General features: G+C 42.0%; 13 protein-coding genes. All 13 read right to left on the reverse strand.

The genetic code is table 11. The annotated features are described in order from the left end of the window. Positions 1 to 652: 652 nt before the first annotated feature. The gene (recA, locus tag IEW82_RS12665) at positions 653 to 1699 is read right to left on the reverse strand and encodes a recombinase RecA (RefSeq protein WP_188694710.1); all 1047 of its coding nucleotides are present in this window, start codon (positions 1697 to 1699) and stop codon (positions 653 to 655) included. Between the two features lie 167 nt (positions 1700 to 1866). After that, a complete protein-coding gene (locus tag IEW82_RS12670) occupies positions 1867 to 3120 on the reverse strand; it encodes a competence/damage-inducible protein A (RefSeq protein WP_308422160.1) in 1254 nt (417 codons plus the stop codon). A gap of 89 nt (positions 3121 to 3209) precedes the next feature. Beyond that, the gene (pgsA, locus tag IEW82_RS12675; RefSeq protein WP_188694713.1) at positions 3210 to 3788 is read right to left on the reverse strand and encodes a CDP-diacylglycerol--glycerol-3-phosphate 3-phosphatidyltransferase; all 579 of its coding nucleotides are present in this window, start codon (positions 3786 to 3788) and stop codon (positions 3210 to 3212) included. A gap of 61 nt (positions 3789 to 3849) precedes the next feature. Next, entirely contained in the window at positions 3850 to 4833 is a 984-nt protein-coding gene (locus IEW82_RS12680) for a helix-turn-helix domain-containing protein (RefSeq protein WP_188694715.1), read from the reverse strand. 20 nt (positions 4834 to 4853) lie between these two features. Continuing rightward, on the reverse strand, positions 4854 to 5633 hold the full coding sequence (locus tag IEW82_RS12685; protein ID WP_188694719.1) for a DUF3388 domain-containing protein: 780 nt from the start codon (positions 5631 to 5633) through the stop codon (positions 4854 to 4856). A 274-nt stretch (positions 5634 to 5907) separates the two neighbouring features. Further along, positions 5908 to 6168 (reverse strand): DUF3243 domain-containing protein, encoded by a 261-nt coding sequence (locus tag IEW82_RS12690; protein ID WP_188694722.1) that lies wholly within the window; start codon positions 6166 to 6168, stop codon positions 5908 to 5910. A 98-nt stretch (positions 6169 to 6266) separates the two neighbouring features. After that, positions 6267 to 6995 (reverse strand): elongation factor P 5-aminopentanone reductase, encoded by a 729-nt coding sequence (gene ymfI, locus IEW82_RS12695; RefSeq protein ID WP_188694727.1) that lies wholly within the window; start codon positions 6993 to 6995, stop codon positions 6267 to 6269. Between the two features lies 1 nt (position 6996). After that, the gene (gene yfmH / locus IEW82_RS12700) at positions 6997 to 8283 is read right to left on the reverse strand and encodes an EF-P 5-aminopentanol modification-associated protein YfmH (protein ID WP_188694730.1); all 1287 of its coding nucleotides are present in this window, start codon (positions 8281 to 8283) and stop codon (positions 6997 to 6999) included. Next, a complete protein-coding gene (gene yfmF / locus IEW82_RS12705; protein WP_188694732.1) occupies positions 8284 to 9570 on the reverse strand; it encodes an EF-P 5-aminopentanol modification-associated protein YfmF in 1287 nt (428 codons plus the stop codon). Between the two features lie 468 nt (positions 9571 to 10038). After that, a complete protein-coding gene (locus tag IEW82_RS12710; RefSeq protein WP_188694736.1) occupies positions 10039 to 12351 on the reverse strand; it encodes a DNA translocase FtsK in 2313 nt (770 codons plus the stop codon). Positions 12352 to 12553: 202 nt separating this feature from the next. Beyond that, complete coding sequence (locus IEW82_RS12715; RefSeq protein ID WP_188694739.1) at positions 12554 to 12787, reverse strand: YlzJ-like family protein; 234 nt, start codon at positions 12785 to 12787, stop codon at positions 12554 to 12556. Continuing rightward, a complete protein-coding gene (locus tag IEW82_RS12720) occupies positions 12787 to 13512 on the reverse strand; it encodes a ClpP family protease (RefSeq protein ID WP_188694742.1) in 726 nt (241 codons plus the stop codon). The genes IEW82_RS12715 and IEW82_RS12720 overlap by 1 nt, the downstream gene beginning before the upstream one ends. A gap of 138 nt (positions 13513 to 13650) precedes the next feature. Then, complete coding sequence (locus tag IEW82_RS12725) at positions 13651 to 15315, reverse strand: ribonuclease J (RefSeq protein ID WP_188694745.1); 1665 nt, start codon at positions 15313 to 15315, stop codon at positions 13651 to 13653. Between the last annotated feature and the right edge of the window lie 504 nt (positions 15316 to 15819).

A 15819-nucleotide genomic window follows, 5' to 3' on the forward strand; every position in this document is an offset into this window, starting at 1 on the left:
TTTTTTAATGAAAGAAATATAAAGTGACACTTTCATTGTATATTTGGAAAAAATGGTTGTCAACTTGTATCGTATGATATTCTCTATTAAAGGCTAAAATAAGGGGATCCAATCTAAAATAAAAAATAGTCTATAAATTAAATTTATCCTAGACTATTCATAGAAGTTCCCAAAACACAGTAAAAAGGCTTATCTATCAAGTGGTTTATTCTGTATTTCAACGCATCAAATAAATGAAAAAAAATCCGTTTCTGATAAGGTTAATGTATGGCACGAGACTCCTACGGGAACAGCACGTGTCCGAAGACCCCGCAGGAAGTGTCTTTCTTCCGAGGAGGCTGAGGCCGTGCCCGTGGAAAGCGAGTGCCAGGAGCGGAAATCACCTACCCATGCTATACCCAATTTCAACATTTATTTTCGCGCCAAGGGAAAAGTATGCCCAAAAACAGATAACTTTTTAGTGCACGATCATTTTATTGCTTCANATACTCATTAGATGCATCTAGAGCCGTGTATCAATAGAATGAGCGCGTCCTTCCAAAAGTCAAGACCCTTGACCCTTTTAATTTACATAAAGCGCATTATTTTTATTAATAAAAAGGAATCCAATCACCCTTCCGGAGAAGCGGCACGGATTCCTTTATTTATTATCTTAAAGCAATTCACCTTGTTCAGGTTCAGCAATAGGGGCTTCTGGAGCATCTTCTTTATCTGCATCCAAACCAAAATGCTGACGAATGGCGTTCTCAATCTCTGCCTTAATTTCATCATTTTCTTTTAAAAACTGTTTGGCATTTTCACGTCCTTGACCAAGGCGCTCATCATTAAAAGAGTACCATGCGCCGCTCTTTTGAACAATGTCTAAGTCCGAACCAATATCTAGGATTTCGCCTTCTTTAGAGATACCTTCTCCGTACATAATATCAACCTCTGCTTGTTTAAAAGGCGGTGCAACTTTATTTTTTACAACTTTAATTCGAGTACGATTGCCCACCATGTCATTGCCCTGTTTAAGAGTCTCAGCGCGACGGACTTCTAGACGAATTGAGGAGTAAAACTTGAGTGCCCGACCGCCGGGTGTCGTTTCAGGATTACCAAACATGACACCGACTTTTTCACGAATTTGGTTGATAAAAATAGCGGTTGTTTTCGACTTATTGATCGCCCCAGAAAGCTTTCTCAGAGCTTGAGACATCAAACGCGCCTGCAAGCCAACGTGAGCGTCCCCCATCTCTCCTTCAATTTCCGCCTTAGGCACTAACGCAGCAACGGAATCGACAACGATGATATCAACAGCACCACTGCGAACAAGTGCTTCAGCAATTTCCAAAGCTTGCTCCCCGGTGTCGGGTTGAGATAAAAGCAATTCATCAATGTCCACGCCTAGTTTTTGTGCATAAACAGGGTCCAAAGCATGTTCGGCATCGATAAACGCGGCTTGTCCACCATTTTTTTGAGACTCAGCGATCGCATGAAGAGCAACCGTTGTTTTACCAGAGGATTCAGGACCGTAAACTTCAATGATTCTGCCGCGTGGATAACCCCCTACACCGACAGCTACATCAAGGGATAATGAGCCTGTTGAAACCGTTGAAACACGTTGCTCAGCCTGTTCTCCCAGCTTCATAATGGAGCCTTTACCAAATTGCTTCTCTATTTGACGCAAAGCCATATCAAGGGCTGCTTTTCTTTCACTCATAAATCATTATCTCTCCTTATTAGAGGGTTAAATTCAGCGCTTCACTTATGAGTTCTATTATAAATCTAGTAATTCTTGGTACTCAGAAAACCATGAACTCATCTGCCTACTCTTATAATAGACGTTTTTTATACATTTGCCAAGCGTTTTACGAACATTTATTCGATTTATTTTTCAAAAGGGGATTTTTCAAGTAAATAGCGCCGGATAAGATCAAAGCCATGCATCACGCTCCGCTGGCGAATACCACGTCTTGAGCCATTAAAACGAAAGGCATGAGCAACTTGAGTTTTTCCATGAGATAAACCGATAAATACTGTGCCAACAGGATGATCCTCTTCGAGTGACGGCCCAGCAACACCTGTAAAGCTAATGCCAAGGTCAGCATGGCAATGCTCAGCTGCTCCACTAGCCATTGCCATAGCGCAGGCTTCACTCACAGCGCCATTTTCATCAAGGATACGCTGCTCAACGCCTAACACATCACGCTTTACTTCATTTGTATAGCCGACGATGCCTCCAGAAAAAAGGGCTGATGCGCCAGGAAAGTCGGTTAATTGCTGGCTAAAAAGGCCTCCTGTCAGACTTTCTGCCGAAGCCACTGTCAGCCCTTTATCCTTCAATAATTCAAACACAACCTGTGGCAATGTCGTTTCATCACCATATCCATATAAAAATTCGCCGACGCGCGCGCTGATCTTTGCTTCTGTATCATCTAATAGCTTGGTTGCTTCCGCAGGATTACGATGTTTGGCTGTCAGGCGAAGCGTCACTTCTCCTTCCTTCGCCAGAGGCGCTATGGTTGGATTGGTTTGCGCATCAATCAAGTCCATGAGCTCGGTTTCCAAAGCCGATTCACCAATGCCAAAAAAGCGCAGGACGCGTGAATGAAGAGGTTCGTTGAAATCCTTAAGCAAGTACGGCTTGACCTCACCTAAGAACATCGGCTTCATTTCACTTGGCGGCCCTGGCATAAGGATATAGCGATGTGACTCAGTTTCTATGATCATTCCTGGAGCCATGCCATTATTATTTGGAAGAACACGGCTGCCTTCAAGTACGATGGCTTGCTTGCGATTATTTTCAGTCATCTCACGATTCAACTTTTTGAAATAATCCTCAATTTGCTGCATCGCTTTGTCATCTGTCACCAAACGTCTATCTAAACATTGCGCCACCGTTTCTTTCGTTAAATCATCCTTAGTAGGTCCCAAACCACCAGTAAAAATAATCAGCTCTGAGCGGGATTGCGCAATGCTGATCACCTGCTTCAAGCGTTCTGGGTTGTCCCCTACTACCGTGTGATAGAACACATTGATCCCCAGCTCCGCTAACTGCTCGGATATAAATTGAGCGTTTGTATTCGCAATTTGCCCTAATAGAAGTTCTGATCCGACTGCTATGAGTTCTGCATTCACCATAGACACCTTCATTCAGTGTAATTTTTCTAACCCTATTGTCTTACTGCCCTAACTATTTAATTATCGCTTCACCTATTAAATTCCTGCTTTTATTTTGATTTTAGTAGAATTTCTCTATTCTTATAGAAATAATCCCATCCGGATATGACCGTGAGAACAACAGCAATCCAAAGGATGATCATCGCTAGCGGGAAGCCGTTTTCTCCAAAGGGGATGTTGTGAAAGAGCAATAAAATCAACGCCACCATTTGAGCTGCCGTTTTCCATTTGGCAATGCGACTAGCGGCAATAACTTCACCAGATTCCACAGCCACAAGCCGAAGCCCTGTCACCGCAAATTCACGGGCCAGGATGACAATAACCATCCAGGAAGGAATCGTTCCAAAGCCAACCAATGGAACAAAAGCGCTCATAACAAGCAGCTTGTCCGCCAGCGGATCAAGAAACTTCCCAAAGTTTGTAACCAGATTAAGCTTGCGTGCATAATGCCCATCGAGCCAATCCGTACATGAAGCGACGATAAACAAAATCGCAGCAATAAAATCTTGCACTGGAATGACGGCATCCCCAATTGTAAATGTACCAAAATGCCAGGGAACAAGAAAAAAGATCAAGAAAATAGGAATGAGAATCACACGGGAAACCGTAATTTTGTTGGCAATGTTCATCTAAAGCGCCTCCTAATATAAGTCCGTAGAAAAAGAGCCACCCTGTGATGACTCTCAATCATTAGGATTTTTTGAAATTAATAGTCAGTGATTGTGTGGTGGTATCCGTCGGATATTTTAATACCTGACCATTGACCTTGACCACCGCTCCAGTCGTGTTACCAATCTTTAAATAAAGAGATTGGACACTGCTCAAATCCTTTTTAAATGACGCATCTTTTTGACCGTTAACGCCTTTGGCCACATTAGCAAAATAATAGCGTTCACCGCTAGCATTATCCTTAGATGCTGTCAACCAAGAATATTTGCCATCTACCGCAGTGACTTCTACTACAAACTTATCCGTATCAGAAAGAGAATAGGTAGAAGCTGTTCCTGATTGGCTCGTCATTTTTAGCGTCTGCTGGGTTGGCTTGTCTTCGTTTTGCTGATCAGATGGGTCATTTTTTGAGGTTGCTTTTTTTGTTGAATCTGACTGCTTCTGATCCGCTGTTTTATCAGCCGTTTCACCGGTTGCACCATCAGTCGATTTCTTCTTGGACTTATGGTCTCCAATATCACTGCCCTGCTGCAGGGTGACATCATCATTGCTCGATGCCTTACTGCTTTTATCATCGCTACCACCATTCACTTTAATAACTATAAAGTAAATGCAAGCAATGACCGCAATTAAAGCAACAACGGCAATAATCTTTGGTAAAAGCGATGATACATTGGTTGATGTTGCTTTTGATTTTACAGGAGCCGTCCGCTCAACCCGTTCCTTTCGAGAAGGCAGCTTTTCTATTTCTGAATCAGCTGCAGCTGCCGGATTAGGCACTTCAGAAGCATATTGGGTAAAAAGCTCCTGAACATCTAAACCAACAGTTTCCGCATAACTCTTAATAAAAGCGCGTATGTAAAATTGCCCGGGTAGAAGTTGATAGTCTCCATTTTCAATGGCAACCAAATAGCGTTTTTGAATCTTAGTTGCTTCTTGGATGTCGTCGAGGGTCAGTCCCTTTTCCTCTCTCGCTTCTTTTAGAGCCTTGCCAAGCTCACTCACTGATTACCACCTACCTCATATCAGTTAAACTCATTAAATGAAGAAAAACCATCTTCAAGCATGTCATACGTGATTTCTTCTTTGTCATGATTCCGTAATTCAATAATATAATCAAAGTCATCCAGCTGATATTCAGTATTTTGAACAAAAATATCAGGATGTTCAACAACCTTCGTGACAGGCATTCTCATGACGCGACGAAGCAATTCCCAATGGCGCTCCGTAGAACGGCGTGTTGACACAATGCCGTCGATGATAAACACGTGATCATCAGTAAATTCATCCTCAGCAAGCTGACTTCTCACCGTTTGTTTTAACAGAGTGGATGAAATAAATACCCAGCGCTTATTCGCACATACACTGGCGGCAACGACAGATTCGGTTTTTCCAACACGTGGCAAACCTCTTATACCAATCAGTTTGTGCCCTTCTTTTTTATACAATTCAGCCATGAAATCGACAAGCAAGCCAATTTCATCTCGCACAAATCGAAAGGTTTTCTTGTCATCTGCATCTCTTTCAAGATACCGTCCATGGCGAACAGCTAAGCGATCGCTTAACTTAGGTTCCCTCAATTTGGTGACATTTATGTTATCCATCGACTTAACAAAGCTATGAAGTTGATCAATTTGCGTGCTATTTTCAGTTCTTAAAAGCATCCCGCGCCTGGTGTCATCTACGCCATTAATCGTGAGAATGTTAATGCCGAGCATGCCAAATAAAGAAGTAATGTCACCCATCAGCCCAGGACGATTTCTATGTATTTCATACTCTAAATACCACTCTTTTTGCTCCTCCATATAAAACCTCTTTAGAATATGACGTGAACTTACGAACACCATTCTTATGCTCAAAAGCCAAAAGAAGTATCACTTCTAATTTATACTAAAAAATTAAAGGTTTCAAGAGAGAAAAAAGAAAATCTCTGGTAAATCCCATTTAAATAATAACCTACAAGTAGAGTGCTTATGATAGAAATAAAACGATGACCACGAGGTCTTGAAATAAACTGAAGAAAATCTTCATAGTAAAAAGAGATGTCCTTATAGACACCCCTTTTCACAAATGTTTTATTTATTGATTGGCACCATTGTTGTGAACAAGCTTTACCATCATGTTTGCGATAGCATGTTGTTCATCCTTGTCCGCCACGCTCCAAAGATCAGCTAGCATTCGTTGCTCATCGTTTTTTGGATCAACATGCTGAGCAAGATAGCCACCAATTTCCGTGGCAAAGTTGCTGATTGTTGATTGGTCAACACCTTTGCCTTCCGCTTGATGTAAGCGATCAGCCAGGAAATCCTTCCATTGATCCCAGTTTTGAAGAACAGACATGTTTTATACCTCCTTGAAATGATCCTACGTAGTTTAGGATGCCATGTGAGGAATAAACTATTCATTTCAATTGAGCAAAAAAATGGAAGACTGTATCCTTATGTTTGCCAGGCCCCATTGATGGAAATCACCTGTCCATTGATGTAATCCGCCTGATCTGAGACCAAAAAATCCACTAATGCCCCCACCTCTTCAGGCTGGCCAAAGCGTCCTGCTGGGATGTCATCACAGACTAACTGCTTCGTTTCCTCATCAAAGACCTCCATCATTTCTGTCTCAATGGCACCAGGCGCTACAGCATTGACATTGATATGACTCGGGGCAAGCTCTCTTGCTAAGGCTTTAACAAAGCTATTTTGCGCCCCTTTCATCGTCGAATACAGCACTTCCATAGAGGACCCGACAATTCCCCAGATGGACGTAATAAAGATGATTTTCCCTCTTTTATTGCGAATCATCTGTGGCAATAGTTCCTGCGTGATCAAAAAGGGGTTGGTAATATTTAAAGTAATAAATTTTTCTAAAGTCATCTTCGTCACATCTGTAATAAGCCCCACATGACTGCGACCGCAATTATGGATCAGACAATCGATGGGCCGATCAATCTCTTTTAGCAAGTGCCACCCGTTATCCTGACTAAGATCTGCCTGAAGCGTAATAAATTCCTGATCCGGATAACGCGCCATAAGCTCTTGACTTAAAGACTCGATTGCCGCTGTATTTTGATAATAATGTAAAAAAATCGAGAAGCCACTTTTAGCGAGCGCCTTTGAAATTTCGCGACCGATACCCCCGCTCGCTCCCGTGATCAAAGCATACTTTTCCACGTCATTTCGCCACCACTTTAAACTGCGTAAAGCAGTCATGATCAAAATGCTCATTAAGGACCGTTTGCAATTCTGTCAATGTCAGTGTCTCTAAAGTTGATAAAATGGAAAATAAATCCATTTGGTTGAATTGATAGCGTGTGAACTGTGTTGCGATAAATTCAGGCGAATTCAAGGCCTTTAAAAAAGAGCCGATCCGCTTTTTCCGCGCTCTCTCAACCGTCTGTTCATCAATGGGTTGCGACTTAGCCTCCTCCACCATTGCCTGAAGTCTTGCAGCCAGACGATCCGGATCTTCAGTATTGCCACCAAAAGCAGAAAAGGCAAATTCATATTCCTCAGTGTATTCAAAGGAAAAGCTATCATCAATTAAGCCTTCATCAATCAAGGTCTTATAATTTTCCGTTCCTTTTCCAAACAATAGTTCAAGCAACAATTGCACAGAAAGCTCATGACGCAGCATTTCGTCCCCCTGACGATGAACCGTCTTTTCTTTGTAGCCAACCAAACACTTAGGTGTTTTAACAGGCATAGGTAGACTTCGCTCTTTGTGGGCTACCGATACGGGCTCTTCAGGATATTGGCGCTCAATAGCTTGCTTATGAGTAAACCCTTTGCCCGCTTGATTCTTTTCTATAAGCGTGATGATGGCCTCGGGATCGACAGGGCCAACAACAAAAAGCACCATATTACTGGGATGATAAAAAGTTCTATAGCATTCATAGAGATGTTCTTTTGTAATTTTAGCAATGGACTCTACAGTACCTGCAATATCGATTTTAACTGGATGATTTTGATACATATTTTCAATAAGCCCGAAGTATAAACGCCAATCCGGATTATCATCGTACATGCGAATTTCCTGTCCAATAATGCCCTTTTCCTTCTCAACATTTTCATCAGTAAACGCCGGTTCTTGAACAAAATCTACAAGGGTCTCAAGATTTTTTTCAACATTGGATGTACTGGAGAAGAGGTATGCCGTTGCCGTGAAAGACGTAAATGCATTGGCCATTGCCCCCTGCGTGCCGAACGTCTGAAACACATCAACGCCATCAGGCTGTTCAAACATTTTATGCTCTAGAAAATGGGCTATGCCATCAGGTACCTTCAACCATTCCTCTTGATTAAAAGGTTTAAACTGGTTGTCAATGGCACCATATTTCGTTGTAAACGTCGCAAAGGTTTTGTTAAACCCTTCTTTTGGCAAAACATAAATGTTTAAGCCGTTATTCAACTGCTTATGATAGACTGTTTCTTGCAGCTGCTCAAATCGCTTCGTTTCCACTTAAGCACGCTCCTTTCCTTGAAGAAAATATACGGTATCTAATTGGGTTTGTTGAGCGACTTTGATAATGTCCTCACGATTGACACGATGAATGTCATCAAACCATTCATCAAGCACTAGAGCATCATTGGATAACACCTGTTGGTAAAGTAAATCAATCACTGAAAACGGACTATCCAGAGCTTCTAAAGTAGAATTGATCAGCAGCGCCTTCGTTTGATCGATTTCATGATCTGAAAACGCCCCTTCTTGCATCGCTTTAAATTGCTCATGAATAATGTCTAAGGCCTGATCGTAATTAGCAAATTCAATGCCTGACATCACGAGCATCAGCCCTTTAAAGCTTTCGTTGCGTGAAACAGCATAATAGGCGAGACTTGCCTTTTCGCGGACATTCATAAAAAGCTTGGAATGGGGGAAACCACCAAACAAACCGTTAAAGACTTGAGAAGCTGGATAAAGGGGATCACCCACAACGACATGTGTGCGATAGCCAAGATTAAGCTTGCCTTGCTCAATATCCTGACTCTCCTTGATATATTTTGGTTCAACAACCCTTTTATCCACATCCTGCAGCCGGCCTATAGGCCGATGTTCGTTTTGATTAAAGTGAAGAAGCGTCTTTAATTCACTTTGAATCACATCGCTATCAACATCCCCAACAATATAAAGGTCAACGCTATTGGTTTTAAGCATCTCTAAATAATAGTCATAAACATCAGTAGGCGTAAGAGCCTCTAAAGCCTCCAGCGTTCCATTTGTATGCAGTGCAAAAGGCTCTCCGGCACACATTTCATCAATTAGCCGTTCACTGGCATAGCGCATCTTATCATCATAGACCGCCAATAAGCGCTGCCTTAAGGCCCGCTTTTCCCGCTGAAAGACAGCCTCATCAAACGCTCCCTGCTCAGTGACATTAGGTTCAAGAACAGCTTCTGCTAATAAATGAAGGCTTTCTGTTAATAATGAAGACGATTCTGATAAAAATTTTTCATTTGCTGTATTGATTTGAATTGAAAGCACATGATAATGTCCCTTTTTCTGAACCTGTGAAGCGAGTGAAGCCCCGTATAAATCATCCAAGCGATGCTGGAGCTGTTGAGAGGTTGGGGACTTTTTTGTACTGCTTTTTAATAAATGTGCTAACAAAGCACGCTTAGTCACCGTGCTTTCCTCTAACGGTGCACAAAATTGTAAAACCATCGTTACCGTTTTAAATTTATTTGTCTTTACTATATGTAAACGATAACCCGCGAGTTCAACGATTTCTTCATTAATAGTGTTCATGCCTTTCCCTCCTTGTAATCCGTCTTTTTCATTGTACCCGAAAGCCGTCGTTTGAACCATCAATTAAGAAGAAAAATTTGCCTATTCTATATCATGAGAGAATATGATAAACCGCTGCCATTTATGTTGGGTTATTAGAACTATTAGGCAAAAACCCCCGATCCTATACTGGACACTAAAATGGAGTTCAACTAAAAGACATGGATTCGGACCATTTCAGATATAGTATGTTCCTCAGTATCCGGACTCACGGATACCTAGATGGGTATCCTGTGGGAAAGCAAGCCAAATAAACTGTCATCGCGCACCGTCCCCATGATCAGAAATTTTATAATTTCTCCTAATTTATTCATACTTCAAAAAAAAAAAAACAAAATTTCAGGTCAAGACCAAACTAATCTAGGTTTCTGATCTTTCAAGAAAAAACACACTCCCCCGCGGTTAAGCAGAGGAGTGCGTCACTATATTTTAAGAGGAAATTTCATCTTCAATTTTAGCAATCAGAACTTCCCTTGGTTTACTTCCTTCATACGGCCCAACAATATGGCGCTCTTCCATGGCGTCAATGAGACGGGCTGCTCGCGTATAGCCGATACGAAAGCGGCGCTGTAGCATAGATACTGAAGCCGTCTGCATATCGACAACAAGCTTAACCGCATCGTCAAACAGCTCATCTTCAACCTCCTGCGCTTTTCGTTCGGGTTCATCCGTAGGAATCATATTCTCTTGATATTGTGCCTTTTGCTGTGATATTACAAAATCAACCACAGCTTCCACTTCATCATCAGAAAGGAACGCCCCTTGTATACGCGTTGGCTTAGAAGCGCCAATAGGTAAAAACAGCATGTCCCCTTTTCCAAGAAGCTTCTCAGCACCACCACTATCTAAAATCGTCCTTGAATCGGTTTGAGACGAAACGCTAAAGGCAATCCTTGAGGGGATATTTGCCTTAATGACCCCTGTTATGACATCCACCGATGGACGCTGAGTGGCAATAATAAGATGAATCCCCGCTGCTCGCGCCATCTGAGCCAAACGAGTAATCGCATCCTCCACATCCTTTGAGGCAATCATCATCAAATCGGCAAGCTCATCAATGATAACAACAATATATGGCATATAAGGCTGCTGCTCTTCATGCTGTTCATTGTGCTTTCGAACATAATTATTATAGCCCTCAAGATTTCGTGTGCCGCTATGTGAAAAGAGCTCATAGCGGCGTTCCATCTCATCGACAACTTTTTTCAAGGCCTGCGATGCCTTTTTAGGATCCGTTACAACCGGTGTTAAAAGATGTGGAACACCATTGTACACATTCAGCTCAACCATTTTAGGATCAACCATCAGCAGCTTTACTTCATGGGGCTTCGTACGCATAAGCAAGCTTGTAATAATGCCATTAATACACACACTTTTTCCGCTTCCTGTTGCCCCAGCAACAAGGAGATGAGGCATTTTACTCAAATCGGCTAGAATGGGCACACCCGAGATATCACGGCCGAGCCCGATGGCGAGCTTGGACATTTCTTTGGAGGCATATTCTGATTCAAGCACCTCACGCAAGGACACCATGGCTACCTCTTGGTTTGGCACTTCAATACCAACTGCTGATTTTCCTGGGATTGGTGCCTCGATACGGATTTCTTTGGCTGCCAAAGCTAAGGCGATATCATCATTCAAATTGACAATGCGGCTAACCTTTACCCCCACATCCGGGTACACTTCATATTTGGTTACCGCAGGTCCAAGGTGAACCTTTTTCACCTTGGCTTTTACACCAAAGCTTTCAAATGTTTGCTCTAGCTTGCGTACATTTGATGCAATATGCTGGCGCTCATTGGTCTGCGAATTTTTCACCGGAGGATTTAGCAAATCGAACGACGGCAATTGATATTCTTCATTTTCCATCTCTGGGACAAGAAAACTTGCGCCTTCAGCCGCGTCATCCTCATCGGCTTCACTCTCCTCGCGCGGTGACTGTACAGATGTTTCGTGAGCTGTATAATCCGCTTCTTCATTAAAATCGTGAATAATCGGTTCCGTTTCTTCAGGCTCTCCAGCATTCTCGGTATGATCAATAAGCTCTAATGCTGCTTCAGAGGGGGGATTGGCAGCCTTTTCTTCCCGTTTATCCCGACGGCGTTCCTTAGATTCCTGCCATTTATCAGCAGCATTTTCACGGGCCGATTTAGAAAGACGACCAAGCCGAGTCATGAGCTTATGTAAAGTATCACGAAGCGATTTTCCTGTAATGAGAATGATAGAGATCAGGATGAGACAAAGCGCCATAAACATAGCTCCCTTGGCATCAAAGAGCACGTAGAAAAAGGCAAATCCGATCGCCCCAATCATGCCTCCTCCCAAATAACTCGCCGTTATATTGCCCAGAAGATATTCATGATAAAGCTCCCACGTATTGCGAAGTACCGATGCATTTTTCCATTGGTTATTGTCTGTTAAAGCTTCAAACAATTTCACATGGCTTAAAAGTAAAATAGCAAAAAACAAAATATAAAACCCAACGAGTCTGCGCGTAAAAAATCGTGGCTGTTTTCGCGCCCATATATAATATACTGACAGAATAAGTGTGCCGATAAAAATTAATATATACCATTCCCCCGCAAAAAAACGGGCGATATCCACTAACACTTTTCCAGCAATTCCTGTATGGGTAATGCCAATACAGGTTAAGGCAAACAAAATCAGACCGGTGGCTTCATAAATAAACATCTGTTTCCAGCCTTTTTTTGTCTGCCGCCTTCTCTTTCTTTTTCTAGCCATGAGTGTGACACCTCTGTTCAATCTATTGAGAAAACTTGGCTTTAAGCCAAGGTAAAGCCTGCTGAAGGGCTTAGCTTTTCCTCAGTCCATATTTCACACGAACAACGCGTTGGACTTGTCATCCTATTAAAAACGAGAAGCACCGCATGAAAAAACGATGCGCTCATGCGATGCTGTCCATTCCTTCTTATTATACTGTACCTTAAATGGTGGATTTGAGTAAAGGCTGAAAGGTCACCTTTTTTCCCGGCTGATATTTTTCTTGAAGAAAATGCTGAGGATCAGAACTTATCACTTGAACAATGTGATAGTCAGATTCAGTTTCCTGTTCAATGATAAGCGGAACACCATCCATTTCAATCATCACTTGCTTTGGCATTCCTCGCTCCTCGCTCTCAGAAAAAATGAGTTCAGGAGGCATAATCGTATAATACATTATTGAACCACCTGCTGTTCATCCCTATCGGGTTTTTGTTTATCAATCAATTCATGCAGCTTCAATAATGCCTTTCCCACACCACCAACCTCATCGATAATGCCCTTTTCTACAGCTTGTTCACCGACAAGATTTGTCCCTATATCTGTGGTTAAATTCGTTTTATTAAACATTAGCTCTTCAAAATCTTCGCCGCTAATTTTAGAATGCGTGGTGACAAATCGAGTGATCCGCTCTTGAATTTTTTCAATATAATCAAAGCTCTGTGGCACACCGATAACTAGTCCGTTAAGACGAACAGGGTGGATAAGCATCGTGGCGCTTTCAGCAATGAAAGAATAGTCTGATGATACGGCAATCGGCACCCCAATAGAATGGCCGCCGCCAATAACCAATGTAACCGTAGGCTTGGAAATGGTGGAAATCATTTCAGCGATCGCAAGGCCGGCTTCCACATCCCCACCAACCGTATTCAGCATGACTAGCAGGCCTTCGATTTTTTCATTCTGTTCAATAGCAATAAGCTGTGGAATTAAATGCTCATATTTAGTCGTCTTATTTTTTGGCGGTAAGGCCATATGACCTTCAATTTGACCAATGATCGTAAGACAGTGAATATTTGATTCGGAACCCGTTAGATTCGTCTGTCCGAGTTTTTGAATTTGATTGAGCAGCGCATTCGATTCATTGTTTTGTTGTTCTTGCTCTTGTTGCTCCTCTGACATCTGGAAAGACCCCTCCTTTTACATAAGTTACGATTATTATCTGATAAGCAAAGGTTTTTCATACATTGGAGCTATTAGAGCAAGAAGCTTCTATCACGCAGAAAAGTGCCGGCTACAGGGCACGACACTTTTCTTGAATCATATTTCCATAATTATCGGTAAAATCATTGGACGGCGTTTGGTTTTATCATAAAGATATCGACCTAGAGCATCACGAATACCGTTTTTCAGTGATGACCATTCAGATACCTTTTCATTCAGAGCTTTGGAAAGGACTTCTGTTACGATTTGGTTGGCATCCTCAATAAGTTCTTCAGACTCTCTAACATAGACAAAGCCTCGAGTGATAATCTCCGGACCGGAAAGAATGGCTTTTGATCGTCTGCCAAGGGTAACAACAACAATAAGTGTGCCATCTTCAGCCAGTAAACGGCGATCCCTTAGAACGATGTTCCCGACGTCACCGACACCCAAACCATCAACAAGCACTTGGCCAGCAGGAACCTTTTCCGTCTCACGCGCTTCACCCTTTGTAAATTCAACTACATCGCCTTTATCAAGTAAAAAGACATGATGGAGCGGAAGACCTGTTGAAGCGGCAATATCCATGTGCACCTTAAGCATGCGAAATTCACCATGGATTGGAATCAAATATTTCGGACGCACCAATTCAAGCATAAGCTTCAAATCTTCTTCTGAGGCATGCCCAGAAACATGAACGTCCTTACCGTAAACAACTTGTACCCCGATCCGCATTAATGAGTCGATCGCTTTGGTGACATCTTTCTCATCACCGGGAGAAGCAGAAGAAGCATAGATAAAGATATCTGTGTCCTTTGGCTGCAGCTTTTTATGAGAATGGTTGGCAATTTTTATTAAAGGTGACATTGGATCACCTTCAGGCCCTGTTGAAATAATGGCAATTTCACGATCAGGTCTTTTATCGATTTTATCTAAACTGATAAAGGTGTGCTTAGGGACATGTAAATAGCCAAGCTTTGTCGCAATGCCAACCAGTCGCTCAAGATAGCGATTGTCTAACGCCACCTTTCGCTTTGTCTGTACAGCGGCATTAACCACCTGCTGAATACGATGCAAATTAGACGCATAAAGAGCTGTTATAACTCTGCCTTCTGCAAAATAAAACACGTCTTCAATGCGTTCCCCTACTGTTGATTCAGAAGGCGTATGTCCAGGCAATTCAGCGTTCTTGCTATCCGAAAGCAGGCAAAGTACACCTTCATCGCCAATGCGCGTTAATTTACTCAAGTCAAATTTCACGCCATCTACAGGGGTATAGTCAAATTTAAAGTCCCCTGTATGAACAATCGCACCTTGCGATGTATGGAAGGCGAGGCCTACTGAGTCAGGGATGCTGTGGTTCGTTCGGAAAAACGATACCCGATTGCTTCCAATCCAAACCTCTTTGTCAGGATCTATTGTATATGTTTTGACTTTCTTATTACTTTTCATCTCTCTGAGCATTTGTTCTAAAAATGCCAGAGTCAGTGTAGTACCATATATTGGAGCCTTAATTTTCTTAATTAAGTACGGTATACCTCCAATATGTTCACTATGTGCATGAGTCAAGAAGATCGCTTTTATACGATCTCGTTTTTGTTCGAGATGCGTGATGTCCGGTATTACAGTATCAACACCAAACATCTCATCTTTAGGATGCATCATCCCGGCATCAATGATAAAAATATCCTCATTGATCTCAATAACTGTCATGTTATTTCCAATTTCACCAACGCCGCCCATCGCATAAATCTTGACCTTATCTTCTTGTTGATTCTGCAATGAGCATTCCTCCAATATTAACATATAAAAGATCTAACAATTCAAAAGGATCACTACGAACTATGGGTTTAGCCTATGTAAAACAAAAAACCGACAAACATACTAAACAGCTTCATTTCAAATCACGGCGATGATCACTGATCTGTGACTAGACCAACGGCTTTTCGATTCTTCAAACCCTTGATCTCTTACAAAACCCGTTTCACATCTCTCGCTTCTCTCTTTCGATTCCCATTAAAATGGCGCAACGCTTTAATTACTTTCTGTCTTCAGCCATCAATCGACACTCTTATCACACTTATTCGAAAGCTTCTCATATTTATGGCTTGTATACATTAAAATTAAAAGGCTTACCATAGCCCATACTTTCACCCGTACGAATCCTTATCCGTATTATACTCTAAATACAGGAGGATATACAAGACCTGAAACTGGTATAAAATGAATTTATTACTAATAGTATAGAAACGACTTAGCAAAATCTCCCCTCTTATAGAGAAGCCA

This window comes from Pullulanibacillus camelliae (genome assembly GCF_014642655.1).
In the GTDB taxonomy this organism is placed as follows: domain Bacteria; phylum Bacillota; class Bacilli; order Bacillales; family Sporolactobacillaceae; genus Pullulanibacillus; species Pullulanibacillus camelliae.

Bases quoted from the DNA above. Each gene is read 5' to 3' on its own strand.
- IEW82_RS12685 (WP_188694719.1), bottom strand. From the start codon at position 5,633: ATGGAGGAGCAAAAAGAGTGGTATTTAGAGTATGAAATACATAGAAAT.
- IEW82_RS12690 (WP_188694722.1), bottom strand. From the start codon at position 6,168: ATGTCTGTTCTTCAAAACTGGGATCAATGGAAGGATTTCCTGGCTGAT.
- yfmF (WP_188694732.1), bottom strand. From the start codon at position 9,570: ATGAACACTATTAATGAAGAAATCGTTGAACTCGCGGGTTATCGTTTA.
- IEW82_RS12715 (WP_188694739.1), bottom strand. From the start codon at position 12,787: ATGTATTATACGATTATGCCTCCTGAACTCATTTTTTCTGAGAGCGAG.
- IEW82_RS12670 (WP_308422160.1), bottom strand. From the start codon at position 3,120: ATGGTGAATGCAGAACTCATAGCAGTCGGATCAGAACTTCTATTAGGG.
- IEW82_RS12710 (WP_188694736.1), bottom strand. From the start codon at position 12,351: ATGGCTAGAAAAAGAAAGAGAAGGCGGCAGACAAAAAAAGGCTGGAAA.
- recA (WP_188694710.1), bottom strand. From the start codon at position 1,699: ATGAGTGAAAGAAAAGCAGCCCTTGATATGGCTTTGCGTCAAATAGAG.
- IEW82_RS12720 (WP_188694742.1), bottom strand. From the start codon at position 13,512: ATGTCAGAGGAGCAACAAGAGCAAGAACAACAAAACAATGAATCGAAT.
- pgsA (WP_188694713.1), bottom strand. From the start codon at position 3,788: ATGAACATTGCCAACAAAATTACGGTTTCCCGTGTGATTCTCATTCCT.